This window comes from Cohnella sp. GbtcB17, from assembly GCF_019091135.1.
In the GTDB taxonomy this organism is placed as follows: domain Bacteria; phylum Bacillota; class Bacilli; order Paenibacillales; family Paenibacillaceae; genus Cohnella.
Genome location: NZ_JAGXJW010000062.1, coordinates 1 through 23,422 on the forward strand (window position 1 = coordinate 1; position 23,422 = coordinate 23,422).

Genomic DNA, 23,422 nt, shown 5'->3' on the forward strand with positions numbered 1-23,422 from the left:
AGCCCGGCAAGCCGAGCCCCTACCGGGACCGCTCGCCCGAGGACAATCTCGCGCTGTTTGCGCGCATGAAAAACGGCGAGTTCGCCAACGGCGAAAAGGTGCTGCGCGCCAAGATCGACATGGCGTCGCCGAATGTCAACATGCGCGACCCGGTCATCTACCGGATCGTGCACGCGCATCATCACAACACGGGGGACGCCTGGTGCATTTATCCGATGTACGCCTTCGCGCATCCGCTCGAGGATGCCATCGAAGGCGTCACCCACTCGATCTGCACGCTCGAATTCGAGGATCAGCGCCCGTTCTACGATTGGGTCGTCGCCGAGTGCGAGATGCCCAGCGTGCCGCGCCAGTACGAGTTCAACCGCCTGAACCTGACCAACACAGTCATGAGCAAGCGCAAGCTCAAGCAGCTCGTCGACGAGAAGGTCGTGGACGGCTGGGACGATCCGCGCATGCCGACGATCTCCGGCCTTCGCCGCAAAGGGTACACGCCCGAGGCGATCCGCGCCTTCTGCCGCGAGATCGGCGTCGCCAAGAGCTACGGCGTCGTGGACGAGCGCATGCTCGAGCACTTTATCCGCGAGGACCTGAAGCTCAAGGCGCTGCGCACGATGGCCGTCCTGCGGCCGCTCAAGGTCGTCATCACGAACTATCCCGAAGGACAGACGGAATGGCTCGACGCGGAGAACAATTCCGAGAACGAAGAGATGGGCAGCCGCAGCATTCCGTTTTCCCGCGAGATCTATATCGAGCAGGACGACTTCATGGAGGTGCCGCCGGCCAAGTACTTCCGCCTGTTCCCGGGCAACGAGGTGCGCCTCAAGCACGCTTACTTCATTAAATGCGAGAAAGTCGTCAAAAACGAAGCCGGCGAAGTCGTCGAGCTGCGCTGCACGTACGATCCCGAGACGAAGAGCGGCTCCGGCTTCACCGGCCGCAAGGTCAAGGGCACAATCCATTGGATCGAGGCGGCGCACGCCGTGCCCGCCGACTTCCGCCTCTACGAGCCGCTCATAATGGACGAATCGGACGAGGACGACGCGGAGGACAAGACGTTCCTCGAACGTATCAACCCGCATTCGCTCGAGACGCTGTCCGGGTTCGTCGAGCCCGGCATGAAGGACGCGGCCACGCAGGAGAAATTCCAGTTTTTCCGTCACGGCTACTTCAACGTCGATCCGAAGGACAGCGTGCCGGGGCGGCCGGCGTTCAACCGGATCGTGTCGCTCAAGAGCTCCTTCGACGCCGCCAAAGCCTGATCCGAAGCGCCGCTTTGGCGCATCCATATCCCGATCCAGCCCCTTCGCCGCAGCCGCGGCGGGGGCTTTTTCACTCAGCCGGTCCTATCAAAAAGGAGGTTCATTATGTCCCGCAACAAAGTCATCCGCGCGCCGCTGTCTCTACCCCTTCAATCGCTGCGCGCCGTCGCCATATCCGCTGCAGCGATCGCGCTTCTGGCCGGCTGCGGCGGCCCATCGGGCTCGGCCTCCCAGACCGCGCCGGCGAGCCCTTCGGTCTCGGCGCCGGCGGCCACGCCTGGCGCATCCCCTTCCGCATCTCCGTCGCTCGAGCCTTCGCCATCCGCGTCCGCTTCCTCCTCCCCCTCTGCGTCCGCTTCGCCTACCGCCAAGCCGACGGAAGGCTCCGCTTCTTCCGATCCGATCAAGGATCGGATCGCAAAAATGAGCCTTGAGGAGAAGGTCGGACAGATGATTCTGGCCGGCTTCGAAGGCACCGCGGCGCCGGATGCCTCGACGCTGCGAATGATCCGGGAAGACCGTATCGGCGGCGTCATTCTGTACAAAGACAACATCGCGGACGCGTCGAAAACGGTCAAGCTCATCAACGCGATCAAAGCAGCGAACGTCAAGGCGGGCAACGCGCCCATCTTCGTCAGCGTCGACCAGGAGGGCGGCAAGGTGAGCCGCCTTCCGTCCAGCTACAAAAAGATTCCCGAGGCGGCCGTCGTCGGGAAAACCGGCGACGAAAAGCTGGCGACGCGCATGGGCGAGCTGCTGGCGCGCGAGGTGCGCTCGGCCGGCTTCAACGTCGACTTCGCGCCGGTGCTCGATATTAACAGCAATCCGGACAACCCGGTGATCGGCACCCGCTCGTTCGGCGGGACTGCCGAGCTGACGACGCGCATGGGTCTGGCCGCCATGCGCGGCCTGCGCGAGGAAGGCGTCGTTTCCGTCGTCAAGCATTTTCCCGGCCACGGCGATACGGCGGTCGATTCGCATCTGGACCTGCCCGTGCTGAACAAGACGGCCGACCAGCTGGCCAAGCTGGAATGGGTGCCGTTCAAGGCGGCGATCGGGGAGCAGGCGGACGCCGTCATGGTCGCGCATATTTTGTTTCCGGAGATCGATCCGGACGCGCCCGCTTCGTTTTCCAAGGTGATCATCGGTGATCAGCTGCGCGGCAAGCTCGGCTACAAAGGCGTCGTCATCACCGACGATATGACGATGGGCGCGATTGCCAAGCACTACGATCTGGCGGACGCCGCCGTCAAGAGCGTGTCGGCGGGCAGCGACATTCTGCTTGTCGCGCACGGTTACGACGTCGAACGCAAAGTGTACAAGGCGCTGCTGAACGCCGTAAAGGGGGGAAAACTGACGGAGGCGCGAATCGACGAGAGCGTTACGCGTATTCTGACGCTGAAGTCGCGCTACAAATTAAGCGATGCGGCGACAGCGATGCCGGAGCTGCAAAAGCTGAACGCTGATATCGGATCTTGGCTGGCCGACGTGGCGAACGCGAACCGCTAGCGGAAGAAGCCGTGCGACAGCCATATCTAACTTAAACAATCCGATTCGACAAGGAGGCTCCGGCCGCATGTACCGCATCATGATCGTCGAGGACGACGAAAAAATCGGCGCGCTGCTGCGAGATTATATAGAAAGGTACGGCTTCAATACGCATGTCGCGAGCCGGTTCCGCGATCTCGCCGCCGAATTCGAGGACGTGCAGCCCCACCTGCTGCTGCTCGACATCAACCTGCCGTACTTCGACGGCTACTACTGGTGCAGGCAGATTCGCCTGCGCTCGAACGCGCCGATCATCTTCCTGTCCGCGCGCTCGGGCGAGATGGACCAGGTGATGGCGATCGAAAACGGCGGCGACGACTATGTCGCCAAGCCGATCCCGCTCGACCTGCTCATGGCGAAAATCAAAAGCGCGCTGCGGCGCGCCTACGGCGAATACGCCGGCGGGCAGGCGCAGCCGAGCGCCGACACGGTCGCCGCCGGCGATCTCGCGCTCGACATCGGCCGCAGCGAGCTGTCGTGGCGGGGGGCGCGGGTGCCGCTGTCCAAAAACGAACGGCAGCTCGCGCACGCCCTGCTCCGCCAGGCCGGCCGCATCGTCTCGCGCGAGGAGCTGCTCGAGGCGCTGTGGGACGACGTCCAGTTCGTGGACGACAATACGCTGACGGTTAACGTCACCCGGCTTCGCCGCAAGCTTGAGGAGCTGGGCCTCTGCGGCGCGATCGACACGGTGCGGGGTCAAGGCTACCGCCTGCGGCCGTACGCAGAAGACAGCGGCGGATCGGCGGCCGTCCATGAGTGAACGCGACAAGGAAGACAAGGCGCCCTATACGTTCAAGGACTACTTCGTCGATCGAATCCCCGTGATCGTCGTCATCGTCGTGGCGGTTGTGCTCGCGCTGTCGTTCGTCCAGCTCCTGCTGTGGAACGTCGGCCTACCCCTATCCTGGGCCGACGATGCCTACATTGCCCTGCTCGTCGCGCTCGTCATCTCCGTATGGCTCGCCGCCGGCTGGCTGCGGCGCAAGGCGTTCGCGCGCGAGCTGGCCGAAGCGTGGCGGCAGGCGGCGGCGGGCGAAGCCTCCGCCTCGCTCGCGCTCGCTTCTCCCGTCACGCGCGAGCAAAGGGCGATAGCCGAGCTGATGGCGCGGCTGTATACAGTCCACGCCAACGAGCTGAGCGCTTTGCGCCGGCAGCAGGAGTTCCACCGCCACTTCACGGCGCGCTGGGTCCATCAGATGAAAACCCCATTGTCCGTCATCGAGCTGCTCATGCAGCGGCATCCCGATCCTGCGGGTGCCGCGAGGTCCGGCGATACGGAACGCAGCGTCCTGGAAGAGACCGACCGGCTGCGGCACGGCCTCGATACGATGCTGCATACGTCAAGGCTGGACAAGTTCGAGCTGGACGCGTCGTTTCGCGCAGTCTCGCTGTCCGAGATCGCGCGCGCGGTGCTGGGCGAATATAAACGTCCTTTTATCAGGCGCTCGATCTTCCCATCGCTCGAAGGTGAAGCTACGGTGGAGACGGACGCCAAGTGGCTTGCATTCATCCTCGGCCAGCTCGTGTCCAACGCGATCAAATACGCCAAAAAAAGCGAAGACCCGCAGCGTCTTCTGATCCGGATCGAACAAAGACCGGAAGGGGCGGCGCTGCTTCGCGTGACCGACGAAGGAATCGGCATCGCGGCCGAGGATTTGCCTCGATTGTTCGAGCCCTTTTTTACCGGGAGCAACGGCCGGCTGACCGGCGAGTCGACGGGCATGGGACTCTACCTTGCCAAGCAAGCCTGCGCGCGGCTCGGCATCGGTTTTCGCATCGACTCCGAGCAGGGCGAAGGCACGACGGCTACGCTGGAGTTTCGCCCGTCCGGCATCCACCGCTTGAACGGCGAGCGCGGCCGAACGTGACAACTTTGTAAGGTTCATGCGCCCGAATTGAAAGCTTAATCGATGGGCCCACCCTCCGGGCGCCGCTATACTTGAGCTATAAAGACAACAGGCAGGAGGGTTCACCCGCATGCAAGTGCTTAAAACACAAGGATTGTCCAAAGTATACGGCGCCAAGGGCGGCGTCGCCTACCATGCACTCGACCAGATCGACCTTTCCGTCGACAAGGGCGAATTCGTCGGCATTATGGGCCCGTCGGGGAGCGGCAAGACGACGCTGCTCAATCTGCTCGCCACGATCGACAAGCCGACGTCCGGGACGCTCGAGATCGGCGGCACGAACCCGGTCAGCTTGAGCGAACGCGACATCGCCTTGTTCCGCCGGCGCGAGCTCGGCTTCGTCTTCCAGGACTTCAACCTGCTCGACACGCTTCCGATCAAGGAAAACATCATCCTGCCGCTCGTGCTCGAAGGCGCGAAGCCGGCGGTCATCGAGCAGAAGCTGCGCTCGATCGCCGAGCTGCTCGGCATTCAAGGCATTCTGGGCAAGCGAACCTACGAAGTATCGGGCGGCCAGAAGCAGCGCGCGGCGATCGCACGAGCGATCATCCATGAGCCGTCCCTGCTGCTCGCGGACGAGCTGACCGGCAACCTCGACTCGAAGTCCGCCAAGGACGTCATGAATGCGCTGCAGGATCTGAACGAGCGCCTGTCCGCGACCGTACTGCTCGTTACGCATGACCCGTTTTCCGCGAGCTACTGCAAGCGCGTCCTGTTTATCAAGGACGGCAAGCTGTTTTCGGAGATTCGCCGCGGCGTGAACCGGCAGGCGTTTTTCCAGCAAATTTTGGATGCTTTAAGCGTGCTGGGAGGGAATTTCGATGACATTCCGTTCGCTCGCGCTTAGCAACGTCCGCGGCAACTGGCGCGCGTACAGCGCCTTTATTTTAAGCAGCGTGTTCTCCGTGCTCATCTTCTACCTTTATGCCGCGTTTCTGCTTCATCCCGACGTTCAGAGCGGCGAGATCAAGGGCGCGCTCCAGGTGAAGCAAGGCATGCTGGCCTGCGAATTTCTTATAATCATCTTCTCTTTTTTCTTTGTTCTCTACTCGAATTCGGCCTTTATGAAGACGCGCAAAAAGGAATTCGGCCTGTTCACGCTGTTCGGGATGACGCGCGGCCAGATCCGCAAAATGGTGCTGTACGAGAGCGCGTTCATCGCGGCGGTATCCATCGCGGCCGGCATCGGTCTTGGCATGCTGTTCAGCAAGCTATTTTTCCTGGCGCTCGGCGCGCTGCTGGACGGCGGAGAGACGATTCGCTTCGCGGCGCCCCCCGCCGCCCTATGGATGACGGCGGCCGGCTTTTTCGCCCTGTTCATGATCATCACGCTGCTCACGCTCTTTAGGGTCGGCCGCTCCGAGATCGTGGAGCTGCTGCGCGAAGCGCGCAAGCCGAAGCCCGAGCCGAGCCTGTCCGTTTGGGCCGCCGTCGTCGGCTTCCTGACGCTGGGAGGCGGGTACGCCCTCGCGATGACGATGAACGCGCGCTCCTTTCTCTTGCTCACGCTGCCGGTCGTCGGCCTTACCGTCGTCGGCACCTACTTTTTGTACGCCCAAGGCAGCGTTGCGATTTTGCGGCTGCTCATGCGCCGCAAGCGGTTCTACTACGATCGCACGAACATGCTGTCCGTCTCCCAGCTCGTCTATAAGATGAAGGACAACGCGCGGCTCCTGTTCGTCATCACAGTCATGAGCGCGGTCGTTCTGTCGGCCTCGGGCACCGTCTACGTGCTGCAGCAGCTTCAAAAATCGCAAATCCTCGATCATGCGCCGTTCGCGATCGGCTTTGTCGAGCGAGGCGAAGGCGCGCACCAGGTCATCGATCCCGCCGAGGTGACGCGGATCGCCCGCGACGACGGCCTGCATATCACCCGTGAGCAGAAGCTGTCCGGTCTGCTCGGCGAGCGTATCGCGAAGGACGATGCGGCCGCCATAAACAGCCCTCTGGAAGCCATGATCGTGTCCGAGAGCGACTACAACCGCGAAGCCAAGCTGCTTGGCCGCAAGACCGCGGCTCCGGCAGGCGACGAGGCCGTGCTGATTCTGCCCTATCAAGAAATGGAGAGCTACCGTCCTATCCAGAACGGTGCGATTCGATTGGCGCTCGGCACGGATACGGTCAAGCTGCAATTGACCGACCAGTATGCGGGGGCGGTCACAAGCCCCGTCTCCTTCGCAACCTACGTGCTCGTCGTCGACGACGCCAGCTTCGCGCAATTGAGCGCATCGGCGCCTTCCGGGAGCCGGCTCGTCAGCTACGGCTACGAATGGTCGAACTGGGAGCATAGCGAGGACACGGTAAGCAAAATTGAGAAGGAGATCGATCCGGCGTTCAAATCGCAGGCGCAGACGTACAGAGTGCCGAGCTACGTTTCCACCAACCAATCGATCTCGCTGACACTTTTCATCGGCCTGTTCATCTCCCTGCTGTTTTTTATCGCGATGGGCAGTCTCATCTACTTCAAGCTGTTCACGGAGCTGCAGGACGATCAGGCCCAGTTCAAGGCGCTGTCCCGTATCGGCATGACCGCCGCCGAGATCAGGCGCATCGTCGTCACGCAGGTCGGCCTCGTCTTCCTCATCCCCTGCGTCGTCGGCAGCGTACACGCCCTGTTCGCCATCCAGGCGCTCGGCAATCTGCTCGGCAGCCCGATCCTCAAGTACGCAGCCGTTGTATTCGGCATCTACCTGGCCATGCAGGCTGCCTACTTCGCCGTCACCTGCGCCACCTATTTGCGGAGCATCCGCAGCGGCGGCCGCACGGCGACCGAATAACGCAGCTGCACTCAAAGCGCCCCTCGGCATCGCGTCCGAAGGGCGCTTGTTTTTTAGCTTCGCATCGCCAGCGCGTTGCCGGAAGCGTACCGGGCAAGACCCGCCCGGAAAAGCAGCGCACCGAAGGCGGCAAAGAACGCGGCGGCGCCGAAAGCGGCGGTGGCAAACGCCGGATTAAAATCGCGCATAAGTCCGATCGGCATATAACCGATAAAGCCGGCGGGTACGACCGTGAACAAAATGATCTTGGCGGCGCCGCGGAAGATGCCGGTCGGATAAGTCGTCAATGCAATAAAGCTGCCGAATACCTGGCCGGCAATGCCTTCTGCATTGCCGATCCAAAAAGCGAGCGAGCCCGCGACCACCATGACGCCGATAAACAAAACGCCGGAAACGAACAGCGCGCAGGCGAACAGCAAGCAGCCTCTCGGCGTAAGCTCGCCGACCCACAGGAAGACGATGATGCCGAAAATAAAATCGCCTGCGCCCGTCACCGACATGCGACTCGTCAGCACGTTCAGCAGCACGGGCTTCGGTTGGGACAGGTAGACGTCCAACTGGCCGGACGAGACGATCGCGGCGATACGCGGAAAGTTGCCGAACAGCACGCTCGCCCACCCGAAGCCGCCTGCGGACACCGCCCACAGCAGCATGACGTCTCCCATTTCCCAGCCGCTCACGACCGGAAACCGGCCGAAAAACAAATACCAGAAAAACAGCCAAATCATATTGTTGACGAACATCATGCCCGCCAGCAAAAAGAAGCTCAGCCGGTATTCCAGCGCCGAAGCGAGATTGACCTTCCAGCTCGCGAGCAGGAAGCGAGCCGTGCCGGACATTCGTTTACCCCCCGTTGACATGAAGCTTCCCCGCCCCTCTCCTGAAAATGAAAGCGACGAGCAGCGAAAGCGCGGCGATCCACGCGAGCTGAAGCGAGCAGGCACGCAGCAGCTCCTGGCCGTCGAACCGGACGCCGAGGCGGGCAGGCAAGTACAGCGCCGCCTGAAACGGCAGCCAGGCGCATACGCGCTGCAGCCACTCGGGCATGAGATCGATCGGTATGAGCAAGCCGCCCGCCGTAAACGTCAGCTTCTGCAGCACGAACTCCAGCCCGCGCGTCTCCTCCACCCAGAATGCGCACAACCCGACGGCCGCCGTCATCAAAAAGGATAACGTTAAGCCGAGCAAAGCCAGCGGTAAATAAGCGATCGGGCCATAGCCAAGCGCAGGCGGTCCGACCGTCAGCCAGGCGACCATCCCGCCGGCGACCAGCAGGACGATAAAACGCAAAACGCCTTCGCCCATATAAGAGCCATAATGAAAGCCGACGTAGGACAGCGGTCTCGTCAGGCGGACAGCGATGTCCCCGTTTTTGACTTCCTCTTCGATTCTGGCGCCGACGGGAGGCCCCGCCATCGTGATCGCTTCGGTGAATACGAGGTACCAGACGACCTGCCGGAGCGTGAAGCCGCCGATCGCCCGGTCGTAGTCGCCCGCATAGGCGGCGCCGTACAGCTGCCCGAGAACGTACAGCAGGAGCAGCAGCAGGCAGGCCCGGAGCAGGAAATCCGTCTTGTATGCCCATTGCTGACGCAGGGCGATCCGCACGACGGCCAGCTGCTTGCGCCCTGCGACTGAGATGTAGCCGTAAGTTCGGTTCAAGTCGGCTCGCCTCCCTTCGTCTTTTCCATGCCGTAGATGTGCTTGATGATGTCCTCGAGCGTCGGGTCCTCCACGGTCAAATCCGCGATGCGCGCCGCTTGCGTCAGCGAGGCGAGTAGCTCGTTCATATCCGTTCGCGCCAGGTCGATCGCAAGGCGGATGCGCCTTCCTTCGATCGCCGCCAGCTCCACGCCCTCTGGCATCGGCGACCAAGCGCGCCGGCCGAACCATTCGGCGACAGAAGCCGGGTCCTCGGCGTCCGCCAGCGTCACCGTGATCGTCTTGCCGCTGAGCAGCTCCCGCCGCAGCAGCGCGACCGGACGATCGAGCAGCACGCCGCCGTGATGGATGACGATCGCCCGCGAGCAGAGCCGTTCGACGTCTCCCGCGTCGTGGGACGTAAGGAACACCGTCGTCTCCTCCTCGCGATTGCGCTCCCGGATGATCTCGCGAATCCGTTCCTTGACGACGACGTCGAGCCCGAGCGTCGGTTCGTCGAGAAATAAAATTTGCGGGCGGTGGAGAAACGACGCGGCAATCTCGCAGCGCATGCGCTCGCCGAGCGACAGCTTGCGCACGGGCGTATGCATATAGGGGCCGAGCTCGAACCGCTCGACCAGCCGATCCCTTCGCCTGGCATAATCGACGCGATCGAGCTCGTAGACCCGGCTGATCAGCTCGAACGTGTCGACCGGCGGCAAATGATACCACAGCTGCGACTTCTGCCCGAAGACGGTGCCGATCCGATACGCCAGCTTCGTCCGCTCGCGCCATGGCACAAGTCCCGCCACGGTCGCCTCCCCGGCGGTCGGATGCAAAATGCCGGTCAGCATTTTGATCGTCGTCGACTTGCCCGCGCCGTTCGGACCAAGCAGGGCGACCGTCTCTCCCGCGCTCACTGACAGATCGATGCGGTCGACCGCGGTCTTCTCCTTCCATTGTGGCGCGAACAGCGACTTCAAGCTCCCGCGCAATCCCGCCTGCTTTTCCTTCACCTTAAACGTCTTGCCGAGCGCCCTCGTCTCGAGTGCCAGCTTCATCTTTTTCCCTCCTTATGATAGGGCGCAGCCGCGTTCCAAGCCAAAAAAGACCCGCGGCAAACCCGCCTAGTGGCGGAACTTGCCGAAGGTCTTTTATCCCTACGGTGTAAGAAGGCTATCGCCTCATCGGTCTCGCTCGGTTCGACCGCCAGGCTGGCTGCGAGGCGTCGGCTCCCTAGAAACCCTTCCGTTTGATGATAGATATTACCAGCCGGGCCGATTTCGAACAACCGTTTTCGCCGTTTTTTCCAATCAACGTTACCGATGGCCGGTATCGAATATTTTCATCGAAGCGGCGGATTCGTCTCCGCAAAAAAAACCTTCGGTCACGTCCGCTGTCGAAGCGGAATGCCGAAGGTTTTTTTGTTATGCGGTAAACAGCAGATCCTCCATCATCGTCATCAGTCGGTGGCGCATGCGGATGAGCTTCTCGATCGCTTTGGTGCGGAACATCTCGCTCTCGCCCATCCAGCGCAGGCTGCTGATCATCTCGTGCGTCTGATCCATTTCGATGATCTCGTCGGTGTGAACCATGTCGCGATCGTAAATGCGTACCCGGTAGAGCAAATCTTCGGTCTCGGTCAGCAGTTGTTGGTAGATGTCCGTGTTCATGATTCAAATCAACCTCTCTTTGTCGTTGTTATCTATTCGTTCCAGCGTCTCGTTTGCACCGTATTGATGTTCATTAACCCGGTGAGCGCAGATTGAATCAACGACAAGGAAAGCAACGCAGTAACAATTTGTCATCTGCGGCTCCATGGGCCGATTTAATGCCGAAAAGCCCGGCCTTTCGTCCGATCGGACGAAAGGCCGGGCTTATTTAGCTGCGTGGGATTAAGCCCAGACGAACGCCTTCGGATCCTTGCGCCACTCCTGCAGCAGCGCCACGTCCTGCTCGCGGACCGCGCCGCGCGCGAGCGCGACGTCGATCAGCGCGCTATAGCTCGACAGCGTATCGAGCCGCACCGACTCGGCGGCGAACGCGTCCAGTGCGTTCTGGAACTGGTAAGTGAAGATGGCGATGACGCCCTGCACCTCGCAGCCCGCGTCGCGAACCGCAACAGCCGCCTTCAGCGAGCTGCCGCCGGTCGAGATGAGGTCCTCGATCAGGACGACCTTTTGTCCCGGCTTGAATTTGCCTTCGATCTGGTTCGTCTTGCCGTGGCCCTTGGCCTTGTCGCGCACGTACAGCATCGGCAGGCCGAGAATGTCGGCGATCCACGCCGCATGCGGAATGCCGCCTGTCGCGATGCCGGCGACGGCCTCGCAGTCCGGATACTTGTCGCGGATGACGGCTGCGAAGCCCTCCGCGATCGTGCGGCGGATCGCCGGGTACGACATCGTCAGCCGGTTGTCGCAATAGATCGGCGACTTGATGCCGCTCGTCCAGGTGAACGGGTCCTGCGGGCGTAGCGATACGGCGCCGATGTCGAGCAGCGCGCCCGCGATGACGGACGGCAGCTGCGCAAGGTTTACAGACTCACTCATGCTTCGGTCAGCTCCTTCAAAATGGATTCGAGCGCCTGCGCCGGATCGGGCGCGGCTACGATCGGACGGCCGATGACGAGGTAGTCCGTGCCGCCGTCCACCGCTTCCCGCGGCGTCGTCACGCGCGCCTGGTCGCCGAGCGCCGCGCCGGCCGGGCGGATGCCCGGCGTCACGGTGAGGAAGCTCTCGCCGCAGGCCGCCTTGATGGCTTCAACCTCAAGCGGCGAGGCGACGACGCCCTGCAGTCCCGCATGCTTGGCCAGCACGGCGTAGCGCACGACCGCTTCCTCGACGCTGCCCGCGATGCCGATCTCGCCGTTCAGCGTCTCCCGGCTCGTGCTCGTCAGCTGGGTGACGGCGATGATGAGCGGCGCAGCCTGCGCTTCGCCGGCCGCCACCGCGTCGTTCACGCCCTGCATGGCCGCCTGCATCATCGCGCTGCCGCCGGCCGCATGCACGTTAAACATATCGACGCCCATGCGCGCGATGCTGCGCGCGCCGCCGCGCACCGTGTTCGGGATGTCGTGCATTTTCAGGTCGTGGAAGATTCTGAAGCCGCGCTTCTTCAGCTCCAGCACGATCTCGTGGCCGGCGGCGTAGAACAGCTCCATGCCGACCTTGACCCAGCAGCCTGTACCTTCGAGCCTTGCTGCGACCTCAAGCGCCGCCTGCGCGTCGGGCTTGTCCAGCCCGACCATGATCTTGGCCGCCGCTTCCTTGCGCGTCAGCGTTAACGTCATCGTCTATTTCCGCCTCCCGTTTCGGTTTTAAAACGCATGATGGTGCGTTTTTGTGGCATTTCGCCCATATAGAAGCCCGATCCGCCGCCGATGAAGCTAGCGGAAGACCGGGCATGGCGCGCTATTTATTAATAAACCGGCATCGGTTCGCTCGAGAAGCGCAGCGCCTGCAGCATGTGCAGCAGCGCGCTCACCGTGTCGAGCGACGTGAGGCACACGACACCGTTCTCGACCGCTTCGCGGCGGATGCGGAAGCCGTCGCGCTCCGGCGTCTTGCCCTTCGTCAGCGTGTTGACGACGAACTGCGCCTGGCCGGTGCGGATCAGATCGACGATGTTCGGCGAGCCTTCGCTCAGCTTGGCGCAGCGCTTGACGCGCATGCCGGCCGCCTCGAGCGCATCGGCGGTGCCGCCGGTCGCGATCAGCTTGTAGCCGAGGTTGTAGAAGCCGCGCAAAATGCCGATCGCTTCGTCTTTGTCCTTGTCGGCGATCGTGGCGATGATCGAGCCCGATTGCGGAATTTTCATGCCCGAGCCGATAAGTCCCTTGAACAGCGCCTTCGCGAAGTGGCGGTCGCGGCCCATGACCTCGCCCGTCGACTTCATCTCCGGCGTCAGCGTCGGGTCGACGCGGCGCAGCTTGGCGAACGAGAACACCGGCACCTTGACCGACACGTGCTCGTCTTCCGGCCACAGACCGTCCTTGTAGCCGAGATCGGCCAGCTTCTCGCCGAGGATCGCGCGGGTCGCCAGGTTCGCCATCGGGATGTTCGTTACCTTGGACAGGAACGGCACCGTACGCGAGGAGCGCGGATTGACCTCGATCACGTACACTTTATCCTGCCAGACGACGAACTGGATGTTGACCAGGCCGACCGTCTTGAGCGCCTTGGCGATGCGGATCGTGATGTCGACCGCCTGCTGCTTGATGTCGTCCGACAGCGTCTGCGGCGGATACACTGCGATCGAGTCGCCGGAGTGGACGCCAGCGCGCTCGACATGCTCCATGATGCCCGGGATGAGCACCGTCTCGCCGTCGCAGATCGCGTCGACTTCGATCTCCTTGCCGAGCATGTAACGGTCGATCAGCACCGGATGCTCCGGATTGATCTTGACCGCGACCTTCATGTAGCTCAGCAGCTCTTCGTCGGAGTAGACGATCTCCATCGCACGTCCGCCGAGGACGTACGAAGGACGTACGAGCACCGGATAGCCGAGCTCCTGCGCCGTGCCGACCGCCTCGTCGACGGAGGTGACGGTGCTGCCCTTCGGCTGGGCGATGTCGAGCCCGCGCAGCAGCGCCTCGAACCGCTTGCGGTCTTCGGCTTCGTCGATGCTGTCGAGCGAGGTGCCGAGGATGCGCACGCCGGCCTTGGACAGCGGACCCGCCAGGTTGATGGCCGTCTGGCCGCCGAACTGAACGATGACGCCGAGCGGCTGCTCCTGCTCGATGACGTTCATGACGTCTTCGAAGAAGAGCGGTTCGAAGTAGAGGCGGTCCGACGTGTTGAAGTCGGTCGATACCGTCTCCGGATTGTTATTGATGATGACGGCTTCGTAGCCCGCGTTGCGGAGCGCCCATACGGCGTGCACGGTCGAGTAGTCGAACTCGATGCCCTGGCCGATGCGGATCGGACCGGAGCCAAGCACGATCACCTTTTGCTTGTCGCTCGGGATGACTTCGTTCTCGGTCTCGTACGTCGAGTAATAATAAGGCGTCGTCGCTTCGAACTCGGCCGCGCAGGTGTCGACCATCTTGTATACGGGCTTCAGGCCCTGCTCGATACGGTGCGCGCGAATGTCGGCTTCGACCGTCAGCGCGGCGGACGCGCCCTGGCCTTCGCGGCGCAGCTCGGCGATCGCGCGGTCCGTGAAGCCCATGCGCTTCGCCTTGTACAGCGTCTCGGGCGTGAGGCCCGGCTCGCGGCGAATGACGTCCTCGAACGAGACGATGCGCTCGATCTTGTCGAGGAACCACCAGTCGATGCTCGTCGTGTCCTGGATCTTCTGCAGGCTCCAGCCGCGGCGGAACGCTTCGGCGATGAGGAACAGGCGCTCGTCGTCGGCTTTGGCCAGGCGAGTCGTCAGCGTCTCTTCGTCAAGCTCTTCCGCGCCCTTGAGCAGCAGGCGGTGCACGCCGATCTCGAGCGAGCGGACCGCTTTGTGGATCGATTCCTCGAACGTGCGGCCGATCGCCATCACTTCGCCGGTCGCTTTCATTTGCGTGCCGAGCTTGCGGTTGGCGTCCGTGAACTTGTCGAACGGCCAGCGCGGGATCTTGCTCACGATGTAGTCCAGCGTCGGCTCGAAGCAAGCGTACGTCTGGCCCGTAACCGGGTTGACGATCTCGTCGAGCGTGTAGCCGACCGCGATCTTCGCCGCCATCTTGGCGATCGGGTAGCCCGTCGCCTTGGAGGCGAGCGCCGAAGAACGGCTGACGCGCGGGTTGACTTCGATGACGTAGTATTGATAGCTGTGCGGATCGAGCGCGAACTGCACATTGCAGCCGCCTTCGATGTTCAGCGCGCGGATGATCTTGAGCGAAGCCGAACGCAGCATCTGATACTCGCGGTCGGACAGCGTCTGGCTCGGCGCCACGACGATCGAGTCGCCCGTATGGACGCCGACCGGGTCGAAGTTTTCCATGTTGCAGACGACGATGCAGTTGTCGTTCGCGTCGCGCATGACTTCGTATTCGACTTCCTTCATGCCGGCAATCGACTTCTCGATGAGGCATTGCCCGATCGGGCTGTAGCGAAGGCCGTTGGCCACGATCTCGCGCAGCTCCTCTTCGCTGCCGGCGATGCCGCCGCCCGTGCCGCCCAGCGTATAGGCCGGACGTACGATGACCGGATAGCCGATCGTGTCGGCGAAGTCGACCGCTTCCTGCACGGTCGTGACGATCTCGCTCTCCGGCACCGGCTGCTCCAGCTCGCGCATCAGCTCGCGGAACAGATCGCGGTCCTCGGCCTTCTCGATCGCGGTCAGTTGGGTGCCGAGTAGCTTGACACCTTCGGCTTCAAGCACGCCCGCGCGCGCCAGCTCGACGGCCATATTGAGGCCGGTCTGGCCGCCGAGCGTCGGCAGCAAGCCGTCCGGACGCTCCTGGCGGATGATCTGGGAGACGAACTCGAGGTTGATCGGTTCGATGTAAACTTTGTCGGCCATGTTCGTATCGGTCATGATCGTCGCCGGGTTGCTGTTGATCAGGACGACCTCGAGGCCTTCTTCCTTCAGCGCCTGGCAGGCTTGCGTGCCGGCGTAGTCGAACTCGGCCGCCTGGCCGATGACGATCGGACCCGAGCCGATGACGAGAATCTTTTTGAGTTCATTATTTTTGGGCATACTGCAGTTCTCCTCTCAGCATCTCCGACAGTTGCGCTTGCCGCGGGCGTTCGGGGTTATTCAGCTTGTGCTCGCGGATCATCTCCAGGAACTGGTCGAACAGATAGCTGCTGTCGAACGGTCCGGGAGCGGCTTCCGGATGGTACTGGACGCTGAAGGCCGGGAACTTGGCGTGCTTCAGGCCTTCGATCGTCTTGTCGTTGTTGTTGATATGCGTCACGACGAGGTCGGTGCCCGCGACGGACTCTTCCTTGACCGTGTAGCCGTGGTTTTGCGAAGTGATGTAGCAGCGGCCGGATTCAAGCTCCTTGACCGGATGGTTGCCGCCGCGATGGCCGAACTTCAGCTTCTCGGTGTCGGCGCCGCAAGCGAGCGCGAACAGCTGGTGGCCGAGACAGATGCCGAAGATCGGATACTCGCCGAGCAGCTGGCGGACCGTCTCGACCGACTCCGGCACGTCCTTGGGGTCGCCGGGGCCGTTGGACAGCTGGATGCCGTCCGGGTGCAGGCGGCGGATCTCGTCGGCCGTCGTGTTGTGCGGCACGACGATGACGTCGCAGCCGCGCTGCGTCAGCTCGCGCAGGATGCCGCTTTTCGCGCCGTAATCGATCAGCACGATGCGCTCCTTGGTGCCGGGGCTCGAAAATACGTTTTTGGTCGACGTCCAGGCGACCTGGTTGCGCGGCAGCGGCGTCGTGCCCATGCGCTCCTGCAGCTCCTCGACGCGCTCGCTGCCCGTCGTCAAAATGCCTTTCATGACGCCGTGGCGGCGAATGATCCGCGTCAGCATCCGGGTGTCGACTTCGGTGATGCCGATGATGCCGTACTCCTTGAGCAGATGGCCGAGCGAATCCTGGGCGCGCCAGTTGCTTGGCACTTCTTCGTAGCGGCGGGTGACGAAGCCGTGGATGAACGGCCGCACCGACTCGAAGTCGTCGCGCGTAATGCCGTAGTTGCCGATCAGCGGAAACGTCATCGTGACGATCTGCCCGCAGTAGGAAGGATCCGAGATGACCTCCTGATATCCTGTGATGCCTGTATTAAATACGACCTCGCCGACCGAAGCGCCCTCAGCGCCGAACGATTGCCCCGTAAACAGGGTGCCGTCTTCAAGTAAAAGTCTCGCTTGCATCCCGATCACTCCTCGCTGCTCTTAAGTATGCCTTGCTCTTCGCTCCAGACCGTCTGGCCCGCGACTATCGTAAGCGTCGGCCAGCCCGACAGCTTCCAGCCCGTGAACGGCGTGTTGCGTCCCTTCGTCAGAAAGCTCGCCGGATCGACCTCGCGTTCGCTATCGAGATCGATCAGCGTGATGTCCGCCGGCGATCCGACCTCGAGCGACCCCGTGTTCAGTCCGAACACCCGGGCGGGATCGCTCGTCATCCGGCTCAGCAGGAAGCCGAGCGTCCAGCGGCCCGTCTTGACGAATTTCGTATACAGCAGCGGAAACGCCGTCTCGAAGCCGACGATGCCGAACGGCGCGCGCTCCATGCCCTTCGCCTTCTCTTCCTCGCTGTGCGGCGCGTGGTCGGTGACGATGATGTCGATCGTCCCATCCTCCAAGGCCCCGATGCAAGCCTCCACATCGCGCGGCGTTCGCAGCGGCGGGTTCATCTTCCAGTTGGCGTCCATGCTGTCCGGAATATCCTCGTCCGACAGCAGCAGGTGGTGCGGACACACCTCGGCGGTCACGTTCACGCCGATCGACTTGCCCAGCTTGATGAGCCGGATCGACTGCTCGGTGCTGACGTGGCAGACGTGATAGTGCACGCCGGTCGCTTCGGAGAGCAGAATGTCCCGGCCGACGTGGATCGCTTCGGATTCGTTCGGGATGCCCTTCAGGCCGTGCTTCTTCGCGAAAGCGCCCTCGCTTACCGCCGCGCCGACGACGAGCGAATCGTCCTCGCAGTGCGCGATGATCGGCATATCGATCGACTTGGCCAGCGTCATTGCGTTTTTCATCATTTGCGCGTCCTGTACGCCGACGCCGTCGTCGGTGAAGCCGATCGCGCCCGCGTCCTTAAGCGCCTCGAAGTCGGTGAGATCGCGGCCGAGCTCGTTTTTGGTGATGGCCGCGTACGGCAGGACGCGCACGCCGCAAGCGGCTTCGGCCTTGTCCAACACCAGCTTCACCGTCTCCGGGGTGTCGATGACAGGCCTTGTGTTCGGCATGCAGGCGATCGTCGTGAAGCCGCCTTTCGCCGCCGACGCCGTGCCGGTCGCGATTGTTTCTTTATGTTCGAAGCCCGGTTCGCGCAGGTGGACATGCATGTCGATCAGCCCGGGCGATATGAGCTTGCCTTCGGCATCGATCGTTTCCGCGCCGCCGACGTCCGGCGAAGCGGACCCGTCGAGCCATTCGGCGACCAGGCCATTGTCCAGCTTCAAATGCTTCTTGACCGTCTGTCCGGTCTTGGGATCGATCGTCAGTCCGTTAAGTATCCAGGTCGTCGTCAAAGGATTATTTTCCTCCTTTTGCTAGTAAAAAAGCCCAGCTCATTACGATATGCTCAGCCGCCGATTTCGGCCTCACGCGGGTGCTTGATCATCACGCGATCGTCGCCGTCGATCTCCGTCAGCGACACCTCGATCTGCTCGTGCTTCGACGTCGGCACGTTTTTGCCGACATAATCGGGCCGGATCGGCAGCACGCGGTGTCCGCGGTCCACGAGCACGGCCAGCTGGATCGACTGCGGCCGTCCGCAATCCATAAGCGCGTCCATCGCGGCCCGGATCGTGCGGCCCGTATAGAGTACGTCGTCGAACAGGATGATGCGCTTGTCCTTCACGTCGAAAGAGCGGTCTCCGTCGCTGCACACGACGCCGACGGACGCCCCGTCTACGAGCGGGCGATCGTCGCGATACCGGGTGATGTCCAGCTCGCATGCCGCGATCGGACTCCCTTCGATCTCGCGAATCCGCTCGGCGATTCTTCGGGCCAGGTACACGCCCCGCGTTCGGATGCCGACGATGGCGCAACCTTCGATCCCTTTGTTTTTCTCCAAAATCTCGTGCGCGATCCGCGTCAGCGCCCTGCGAATCGCAGCCTCGTCCATAATGATGTTCGGGGATTCCTGCACGGGTGCGCCTCCTCCTTCTCGGTAAGACGGCATCAAAAAACCTCCTTGGCAGCCAAGGAGGTCGGGACACACGAAGATGATGACGGCGGGAAAGCGGACCTCATAGCCGGTCCAGGTACAATCCGCGTCGGATCTTATCCGTAGTATTCGCGCCACCTTGCCAGTCTCACGGGACTGAATTAAAGGTACGAGTTCATTGAGGCCTATTATCTCATTTTCGACAGGGACTGTCAACAAAAAGCGGGAGCCCTCGGGCTCCCGCATGTGCGACGATCAGAACTCGAATTCGACGTCCGTCAGACGGCGCTTGATCTCGCCGATGACGCGGCGTTCTTCTTCCTCTCCGGCGGCAAGGAACGTGACGGAGAAGCGGACGAAGTGGCCCGCGTCATCCCAAGGTACGGAAGAGATCAGCTTCTCGCGGATGAGGAATTGGGAGAAATCCTCGCCCGTCGCGAAGCGCTGTCCGCCCTTGATGCCCTTCGGGGCTTCGACGTACAGGAAAAACGAGCCCTTCGGCTTTTCGGCCTTGAAGCCGATCTCGTTCAGCGCGGCGACCAGCAGGTCGTGACGGCGCGAATACTTCTGCGCGATCGCTTCGGTGATCGACGGATTCGCAAGGCCGTAAGCAGCGGCCTTCTGGATCGCGATGAACTGGCCGGAGTCGTTGTTGTCCTTGATGTCGCTGAACGCCTTCACGATCAGCGGGTTGCCGGCAACGAAGCCGATCCGCCAGCCGGTCATGTTGTACGACTTGGACAGCGAATGCAGCTCGACGCCGACATCCTTGGCGCCCGGCACGGACAGGAAGCTGAGCGGCTTCACGCCGTCATAGGTCAACGCGGCGTACGGCGCGTCGTGCACGACGACGACTTCGTTTTTCTTCGCCCATTCGACGACTTCCGCGAAAAATTCGGGGGTAGCCGCCGCGCCGGTCGGATTGTTCGGGTAGTTCAGGTACAGCAGCTTGGCGCTCTTCGCGATGCCGGCCGGAATGGCGGACAGATCGGGCAGGAAGTTGTTTTCCTTCGTCAGCTGAACGTTGTACACTTCGCCGCCCAAATACTTCGTATGCGTGCCGAGCACCGGATAGCCGGGTACCGTCATGATCGCGACGTCGCCCGGGTTGATGAACGCCGAAGGCATCATCGCGAGCGCCGGCTTGGAGCCGATCGAGTGGACGATCTCGTTGACCGGGTCGATGCCGTCTACCGAGAAAACTTCCTTCAGGTACTTCGCGGCCGCAGCCTTGAATTCGGGAATGCCGTTGTCAGCGTAGCCGCGGTTTTCCGGCTTGGCCGCTTCTTCGGCCAGCTTGGCGATGATGCCGTCGTCGGCCTTCTCGTCGGGTTCGCCTACGCCCAGGTCGATCAGCTCGATGTCCGGGAACGCCGCTTTGGCGGCAGCCTTGGCGCGCTTGATCTTTTCGAACTTGTAGATGTTCGTATCCTTGCCATAGTTCGCGCCGCCGATGCGGTCCGCGAATTGCTGTTGAATAAACGTTCCTTGATATTGTTCGACGCTCACTGGAAGACACTCCTTGTCCGATGGCGGACGTGTGATGGGATCGCTTGCTATGGTACCACTATGCCTTAAAACGGGCCCTCGCCGCCATGGACAAATCCGTCGATCATTTGCAGAAATTCTAGCGCGTGCGGAGCATGTGCAGCGCGTGCTCCATGTCTTCGGGCAGCGGCGCCTCGAACAAGAGCCGCTCCCCGGAGCGCGGGTGATCGAAGCCGAGCACGCCGGCGTGCAGCGCTTGTCCCTGCATGCCGAGAGTTCGCCCGGAGCGACCGCCGTAAAAAGGATCGCCGACGATCGTATGGCCGATGTACTTCATATGCACCCGAATCTGATGGGTGCGGCCCGTCTCGAGCTGCAGCTCGACCAGCGTATAATCCCCGAACCGTTCGATTACGGTGAAGTGCGTGACGGCCCGTTTCGCTCCCTTTTCCGTGACCGTGAACAGCTTGCGGTCCCCGGTGTCGCGCCCGATCGGCGCGTCAATCGTGCCGCGGTCGTGCGGCACGTTGCCGTACACGAGCGCCGTATAGCGCCGCGTGACGGAGTGATCCTTGAGCTGCTCGGCGAGGGAGGCATGCGCGAGATCGTTCTTCGCCGCCATGAGCAGGCCGGACGTATCCTTGTCGATGCGGTGCACGATGCCCGGCCGCAGACTCCCGTTGATCCCCGACAGGTCGCCGCAGTGATGCAGCAGTGCGTTGACGACGGTGCCTGAGGCATGTCCAGGCGCAGGGTGGACGACGAAGCCGCGCGGCTTGTCGATGACGATGACGTCCCCGTCTTCATAGACGACGTTAAGCGGAATGTCTTCGGGCTGCGCCTCGATCGGCGCGGCGTCGGGCCTGTTCAAGGTGAGCACGCTGCCGGATGGCAGCTTGGCGTTGGGCTTCACCTGCAAGCCACCTACTCGCACATGGCCGTCGCGGATCCAATCCTGAATTTGCGAGCGGGACACGGACTCGTCTTCGATCGCGCCGGCGAGAAACTTGTCGACCCGCTGTCCCGCGACCTCCTCGCCGATCTCCCAGGACATCGCGTTCGAAGCGCCTTCTTCGTCCTCGTCGGACATCGCGAACGGACGCTCCCCTACCGGAAGCGCCGCCGCTGTCAAATCATCTTGTTCAGACCGGCTGATGTTCGCTCGGTTCGTTCGGTTTTTCATTGTTGGTCTCCTGTGTCGATGCGGGCGTGAGCAGCGAATCGAGAATGATCAGACATACGCCGACGACAATTGCGGAATCGGCGATATTAAAAATCGGGAACGTATAAGATCCGAAGTTGAGCTGCAGGAAATCGACGACTTGTCCGTAAATCGCGCGATCGAGAAAGTTGCCGAGCGCTCCGCCCAGGATGAGCGACAGCGCGGCGAGCATCAGCCTTCTGTTGTTCCGGTGCGACCGGTTCAAATAGATGACGATGGCGCCCACGACGACGACGGTGATGAGCAAGAAAAACCAGCGCTGCTCCTGCAAGATGCCGAAGGCCGCTCCCCGATTGTGAATGAACGTGATGAGGAAAAAGTTGCCGATGACCTTGATTTGCTCGTTCAGTTCCAGGTTGTGCTCGATGATCTTCTTGGATACGTAATCGATGGCGAATACGACCGCAGCTGCGAGATAGTACACCCATAAGCCGATTTGACGTCGTTGCATGTCCGGATTGCCGCCCTTCCGCGAATGATTCTGACCGCTTTGGCCGAATGCACTGATTTTAACATACCGCCGGAGCGGGCGTCCAACGTCTTCCCCCAAATCGCGGCAGCATCTCCAGTACATGCCCTGCTCCTGCCCGACATGATTTTTCGCCCCTGCGCACAAACTAGCTGTCGTATGGAACGTTACGTCGCTTCGCGACAATCAAGGAGGGATCGGCATGCATCGCACGTTGTCCGATAGCTTTATGCTTGAGCAGCGCCGGCGCCTGCTGGCGCTTCGGGCCGACATCGAGAGCCGCGTCGGCGCGAACGGACATTTCGGCCTCGTCGACAGCTACCGCGACGCGACGGGCGAGCTGAGCGGCATCGACAATCACCCAGCCGACGCCGGCACGGAGACGTTCGAGCGGGCCAAGGACATCGCCTTGCTTGAACGCGAAGCGCTGACGCTCGAAAAGGTGGAAGCCGCCATACGCCGCATGGAAACGGGCGAATACGGCATTTGCGAAGCGTGCGGCAAGTTCATTCCGGCAGAGCGGCTGCTGGCGATGCCTACGGCGGTTTACTGCGTGGAGCACGAACCGGTTCAGGCCGAAAAAGAAGGACGGCCGGCGGAGGAACTCTTTTTGCACCCGCCGTTCGGGCGCACCAGCATGGACGAGAGCGACGAGCAGAACGGCTTCGACGGCGAAGACGCCTGGCAAATCGTCGAATCGTGGGGCAATTCGGACAGTCCCGCGATGGCCGAAGGCAACAATAACGACGATTACAATGCCATTTATATCGAGTCGGACGAAAACGACGGCTTCGTCGAGCCGATCGAGAGCTTTCTTGCGGCAGATATTACCGGCCACTCGAGCGGCATCGTACGCAATAGCGCCTATCGCAGATATCTCGAAGCGCACGAGGGCGAGGGGCTGCTCGAACCGGACGACTGGTCGGACGGTCAAACCGGCGATTGAACGGACGCCTGCCTTCGGGCGGGCGTTTATTTTTGCCTCAGCTAATAATGCTCGATTTCCAGCTGTCGCTGCACGATTTTGACGATCTCGGCGATATAGTCACCGATGATCGGCAAATTCAGCGCGCCGAGGATTTGAAGGAGCCATACGATCGTCGCCGCGAAAAAAGTAAAGCCGAGCGCAATGCCGATCCCTCTTGCGATGCCCGACAGCCAGTTGCGCCAGATGAGCTGCCAGGGTCTGCTCATTAGATTGACGTAATCTCTCAGCTGCGCTTTTTCCATCTGCACCGCCAGCTCGTCCAGCCGCTTGGACAATCCCTCGAGCAAGCGGCGCAGCGCGCCCGCCTCCTCCGCCAGCGTCTTCAACCGCGTGTCCGGCCTCGCGCCGGGCTTGTTCTCGCTCATGCCGCTCTTTCGCCTCCCCGCGCA

General features: G+C 62.0%; 21 protein-coding genes. 7 read left to right on the plus strand and 14 right to left on the minus strand.

Annotation, left to right across the window (positions count from 1 at the left end; all coding sequences use genetic code 11):
* From glnS to KVT38_RS27015, 6 genes are all read left to right on the plus strand, one after another.
* Nucleotides 1-1,262 (plus strand): glutamine--tRNA ligase (glnS, locus tag KVT38_RS26990; protein WP_217596857.1); only part of this gene is annotated, 1,262 nt, incomplete at its 5' end.
* Between the two features lie 105 nt (nucleotides 1,263-1,367).
* Nucleotides 1,368-2,771, plus strand: a complete 1,404-nt coding sequence (gene nagZ / locus KVT38_RS26995) for a beta-N-acetylhexosaminidase (RefSeq protein WP_217596858.1) — start codon at nucleotides 1,368-1,370, stop codon at nucleotides 2,769-2,771.
* A 67-nt stretch (nucleotides 2,772-2,838) separates the two neighbouring features.
* Nucleotides 2,839-3,570: a response regulator transcription factor gene (locus KVT38_RS27000; protein ID WP_217596859.1), complete on the plus strand. Its 732-nt coding sequence runs from the start codon at nucleotides 2,839-2,841 to the stop codon at nucleotides 3,568-3,570.
* Nucleotides 3,563-4,678 (plus strand): sensor histidine kinase, encoded by a 1,116-nt coding sequence (locus KVT38_RS27005; RefSeq protein WP_217596860.1) that lies wholly within the window; start codon nucleotides 3,563-3,565, stop codon nucleotides 4,676-4,678. Before KVT38_RS27000 ends, KVT38_RS27005 begins: the two co-directional genes overlap by 8 nt.
* Nucleotides 4,679-4,787: 109 nt before the next feature.
* Nucleotides 4,788-5,564, plus strand: coding sequence for an ABC transporter ATP-binding protein (locus KVT38_RS27010; protein ID WP_217596861.1), 777 nt, complete (start codon nucleotides 4,788-4,790; stop codon nucleotides 5,562-5,564).
* Nucleotides 5,539-7,494, plus strand: a complete 1,956-nt coding sequence (locus KVT38_RS27015) for an FtsX-like permease family protein (protein ID WP_217596862.1) — start codon at nucleotides 5,539-5,541, stop codon at nucleotides 7,492-7,494. The genes KVT38_RS27010 and KVT38_RS27015 overlap by 26 nt, the downstream gene beginning before the upstream one ends.
* Nucleotides 7,495-7,547: 53 nt before the next feature.
* Here KVT38_RS27015 and KVT38_RS27020 read toward each other — a convergent pair whose 3' ends face one another.
* From KVT38_RS27020 to lspA, 13 genes are all read right to left on the minus strand, one after another.
* Nucleotides 7,548-8,333, minus strand: a complete 786-nt coding sequence (locus KVT38_RS27020; protein WP_217596863.1) for an ABC transporter permease — start codon at nucleotides 8,331-8,333, stop codon at nucleotides 7,548-7,550.
* A 4-nt stretch (nucleotides 8,334-8,337) separates the two neighbouring features.
* Nucleotides 8,338-9,156, minus strand: coding sequence for an ABC transporter permease (locus KVT38_RS27025; RefSeq protein ID WP_254639590.1), 819 nt, complete (start codon nucleotides 9,154-9,156; stop codon nucleotides 8,338-8,340).
* Nucleotides 9,153-10,196, minus strand: coding sequence for an ABC transporter ATP-binding protein (locus KVT38_RS27030; RefSeq protein WP_217596864.1), 1,044 nt, complete (start codon nucleotides 10,194-10,196; stop codon nucleotides 9,153-9,155). Before KVT38_RS27030 ends, KVT38_RS27025 begins: the two co-directional genes overlap by 4 nt.
* 366 nt (nucleotides 10,197-10,562) lie before the next feature.
* Nucleotides 10,563-10,808: a hypothetical protein gene (locus KVT38_RS27035; protein ID WP_217596865.1), complete on the minus strand. Its 246-nt coding sequence runs from the start codon at nucleotides 10,806-10,808 to the stop codon at nucleotides 10,563-10,565.
* A 222-nt stretch (nucleotides 10,809-11,030) separates the two neighbouring features.
* Nucleotides 11,031-11,684 carry an orotate phosphoribosyltransferase gene (gene pyrE / locus KVT38_RS27040; protein ID WP_306795367.1) on the minus strand — a complete coding sequence of 218 codons (654 nt, stop codon included), beginning with the start codon at nucleotides 11,682-11,684 and terminating at the stop codon, nucleotides 11,031-11,033.
* The gene (gene pyrF, locus KVT38_RS27045; protein WP_217596866.1) at nucleotides 11,681-12,424 is read right to left on the minus strand and encodes an orotidine-5'-phosphate decarboxylase; all 744 of its coding nucleotides are present in this window, start codon (nucleotides 12,422-12,424) and stop codon (nucleotides 11,681-11,683) included. Before pyrF ends, pyrE begins: the two co-directional genes overlap by 4 nt.
* A 128-nt stretch (nucleotides 12,425-12,552) precedes the next feature.
* Entirely contained in the window at nucleotides 12,553-15,768 is a 3,216-nt protein-coding gene (carB, locus tag KVT38_RS27050; protein WP_217596867.1) for a carbamoyl-phosphate synthase large subunit, read from the minus strand.
* On the minus strand, nucleotides 15,755-16,900 hold the full coding sequence (carA, locus tag KVT38_RS27055) for a glutamine-hydrolyzing carbamoyl-phosphate synthase small subunit (protein WP_217596868.1): 1,146 nt from the start codon (nucleotides 16,898-16,900) through the stop codon (nucleotides 15,755-15,757). Before carA ends, carB begins: the two co-directional genes overlap by 14 nt.
* Before the next feature lie 5 nt (nucleotides 16,901-16,905).
* Nucleotides 16,906-18,225 carry a dihydroorotase gene (locus KVT38_RS27060; RefSeq protein WP_254639591.1) on the minus strand — a complete coding sequence of 440 codons (1,320 nt, stop codon included), beginning with the start codon at nucleotides 18,223-18,225 and terminating at the stop codon, nucleotides 16,906-16,908.
* Nucleotides 18,226-18,278: 53 nt separating this feature from the next.
* Nucleotides 18,279-18,881: a bifunctional pyr operon transcriptional regulator/uracil phosphoribosyltransferase PyrR gene (gene pyrR, locus KVT38_RS27065; RefSeq protein ID WP_217596869.1), complete on the minus strand. Its 603-nt coding sequence runs from the start codon at nucleotides 18,879-18,881 to the stop codon at nucleotides 18,279-18,281.
* Nucleotides 18,882-19,121: 240 nt separating this feature from the next.
* On the minus strand, nucleotides 19,122-20,375 hold the full coding sequence (locus KVT38_RS27070) for an LL-diaminopimelate aminotransferase (RefSeq protein WP_217596870.1): 1,254 nt from the start codon (nucleotides 20,373-20,375) through the stop codon (nucleotides 19,122-19,124).
* Between the two features lie 118 nt (nucleotides 20,376-20,493).
* Complete coding sequence (locus KVT38_RS27075; protein WP_217596894.1) at nucleotides 20,494-21,444, minus strand: RluA family pseudouridine synthase; 951 nt, start codon at nucleotides 21,442-21,444, stop codon at nucleotides 20,494-20,496.
* A gap of 52 nt (nucleotides 21,445-21,496) precedes the next feature.
* Nucleotides 21,497-22,027, minus strand: a complete 531-nt coding sequence (lspA, locus tag KVT38_RS27080; RefSeq protein ID WP_217596871.1) for a signal peptidase II — start codon at nucleotides 22,025-22,027, stop codon at nucleotides 21,497-21,499.
* A gap of 220 nt (nucleotides 22,028-22,247) precedes the next feature.
* On the opposite strand from lspA, the gene KVT38_RS27085 reads away from it, so the two are divergent.
* Complete coding sequence (locus KVT38_RS27085; protein ID WP_254639592.1) at nucleotides 22,248-22,991, plus strand: TraR/DksA C4-type zinc finger protein; 744 nt, start codon at nucleotides 22,248-22,250, stop codon at nucleotides 22,989-22,991.
* 41 nt (nucleotides 22,992-23,032) lie between these two features.
* On the opposite strand, the gene KVT38_RS27090 is transcribed toward KVT38_RS27085, so the two are convergent.
* Nucleotides 23,033-23,398 (minus strand): DUF5665 domain-containing protein, encoded by a 366-nt coding sequence (locus KVT38_RS27090; RefSeq protein WP_217596872.1) that lies wholly within the window; start codon nucleotides 23,396-23,398, stop codon nucleotides 23,033-23,035.
* Between the last annotated feature and the right edge of the window lie 24 nt (nucleotides 23,399-23,422).

What these genes read in the sequence shown, in the direction of transcription:
- nagZ (WP_217596858.1), top strand. Translation starts at nt 1,368, where the DNA reads ATGTCCCGCAACAAAGTCATCCGCGCGCCGCTGTCTCTACCCCTTCAA.
- KVT38_RS27000 (WP_217596859.1), top strand. Translation starts at nt 2,839, where the DNA reads ATGTACCGCATCATGATCGTCGAGGACGACGAAAAAATCGGCGCGCTG.
- KVT38_RS27005 (WP_217596860.1), top strand. Translation starts at nt 3,563, where the DNA reads ATGAGTGAACGCGACAAGGAAGACAAGGCGCCCTATACGTTCAAGGAC.
- KVT38_RS27010 (WP_217596861.1), top strand. Translation starts at nt 4,788, where the DNA reads ATGCAAGTGCTTAAAACACAAGGATTGTCCAAAGTATACGGCGCCAAG.
- KVT38_RS27015 (WP_217596862.1), top strand. Translation starts at nt 5,539, where the DNA reads ATGACATTCCGTTCGCTCGCGCTTAGCAACGTCCGCGGCAACTGGCGC.
- KVT38_RS27020 (WP_217596863.1), bottom strand. Translation starts at nt 8,333, where the DNA reads ATGTCCGGCACGGCTCGCTTCCTGCTCGCGAGCTGGAAGGTCAATCTC.
- KVT38_RS27030 (WP_217596864.1), bottom strand. Translation starts at nt 10,196, where the DNA reads ATGAAGCTGGCACTCGAGACGAGGGCGCTCGGCAAGACGTTTAAGGTG.
- KVT38_RS27035 (WP_217596865.1), bottom strand. Translation starts at nt 10,808, where the DNA reads ATGAACACGGACATCTACCAACAACTGCTGACCGAGACCGAAGATTTG.
- pyrE (WP_306795367.1), bottom strand. Translation starts at nt 11,684, where the DNA reads ATGAGTGAGTCTGTAAACCTTGCGCAGCTGCCGTCCGTCATCGCGGGC.
- pyrF (WP_217596866.1), bottom strand. Translation starts at nt 12,424, where the DNA reads ATGACGTTAACGCTGACGCGCAAGGAAGCGGCGGCCAAGATCATGGTC.
- carB (WP_217596867.1), bottom strand. Translation starts at nt 15,768, where the DNA reads ATGCCCAAAAATAATGAACTCAAAAAGATTCTCGTCATCGGCTCGGGT.
- carA (WP_217596868.1), bottom strand. Translation starts at nt 16,900, where the DNA reads ATGCAAGCGAGACTTTTACTTGAAGACGGCACCCTGTTTACGGGGCAA.
- pyrR (WP_217596869.1), bottom strand. Translation starts at nt 18,881, where the DNA reads ATGCCGTCTTACCGAGAAGGAGGAGGCGCACCCGTGCAGGAATCCCCG.
- KVT38_RS27075 (WP_217596894.1), bottom strand. Translation starts at nt 21,444, where the DNA reads ATGTCCGACGAGGACGAAGAAGGCGCTTCGAACGCGATGTCCTGGGAG.
- lspA (WP_217596871.1), bottom strand. Translation starts at nt 22,027, where the DNA reads ATGCAACGACGTCAAATCGGCTTATGGGTGTACTATCTCGCAGCTGCG.
- KVT38_RS27085 (WP_254639592.1), top strand. Translation starts at nt 22,248, where the DNA reads ATGCATCGCACGTTGTCCGATAGCTTTATGCTTGAGCAGCGCCGGCGC.
- KVT38_RS27090 (WP_217596872.1), bottom strand. Translation starts at nt 23,398, where the DNA reads ATGAGCGAGAACAAGCCCGGCGCGAGGCCGGACACGCGGTTGAAGACG.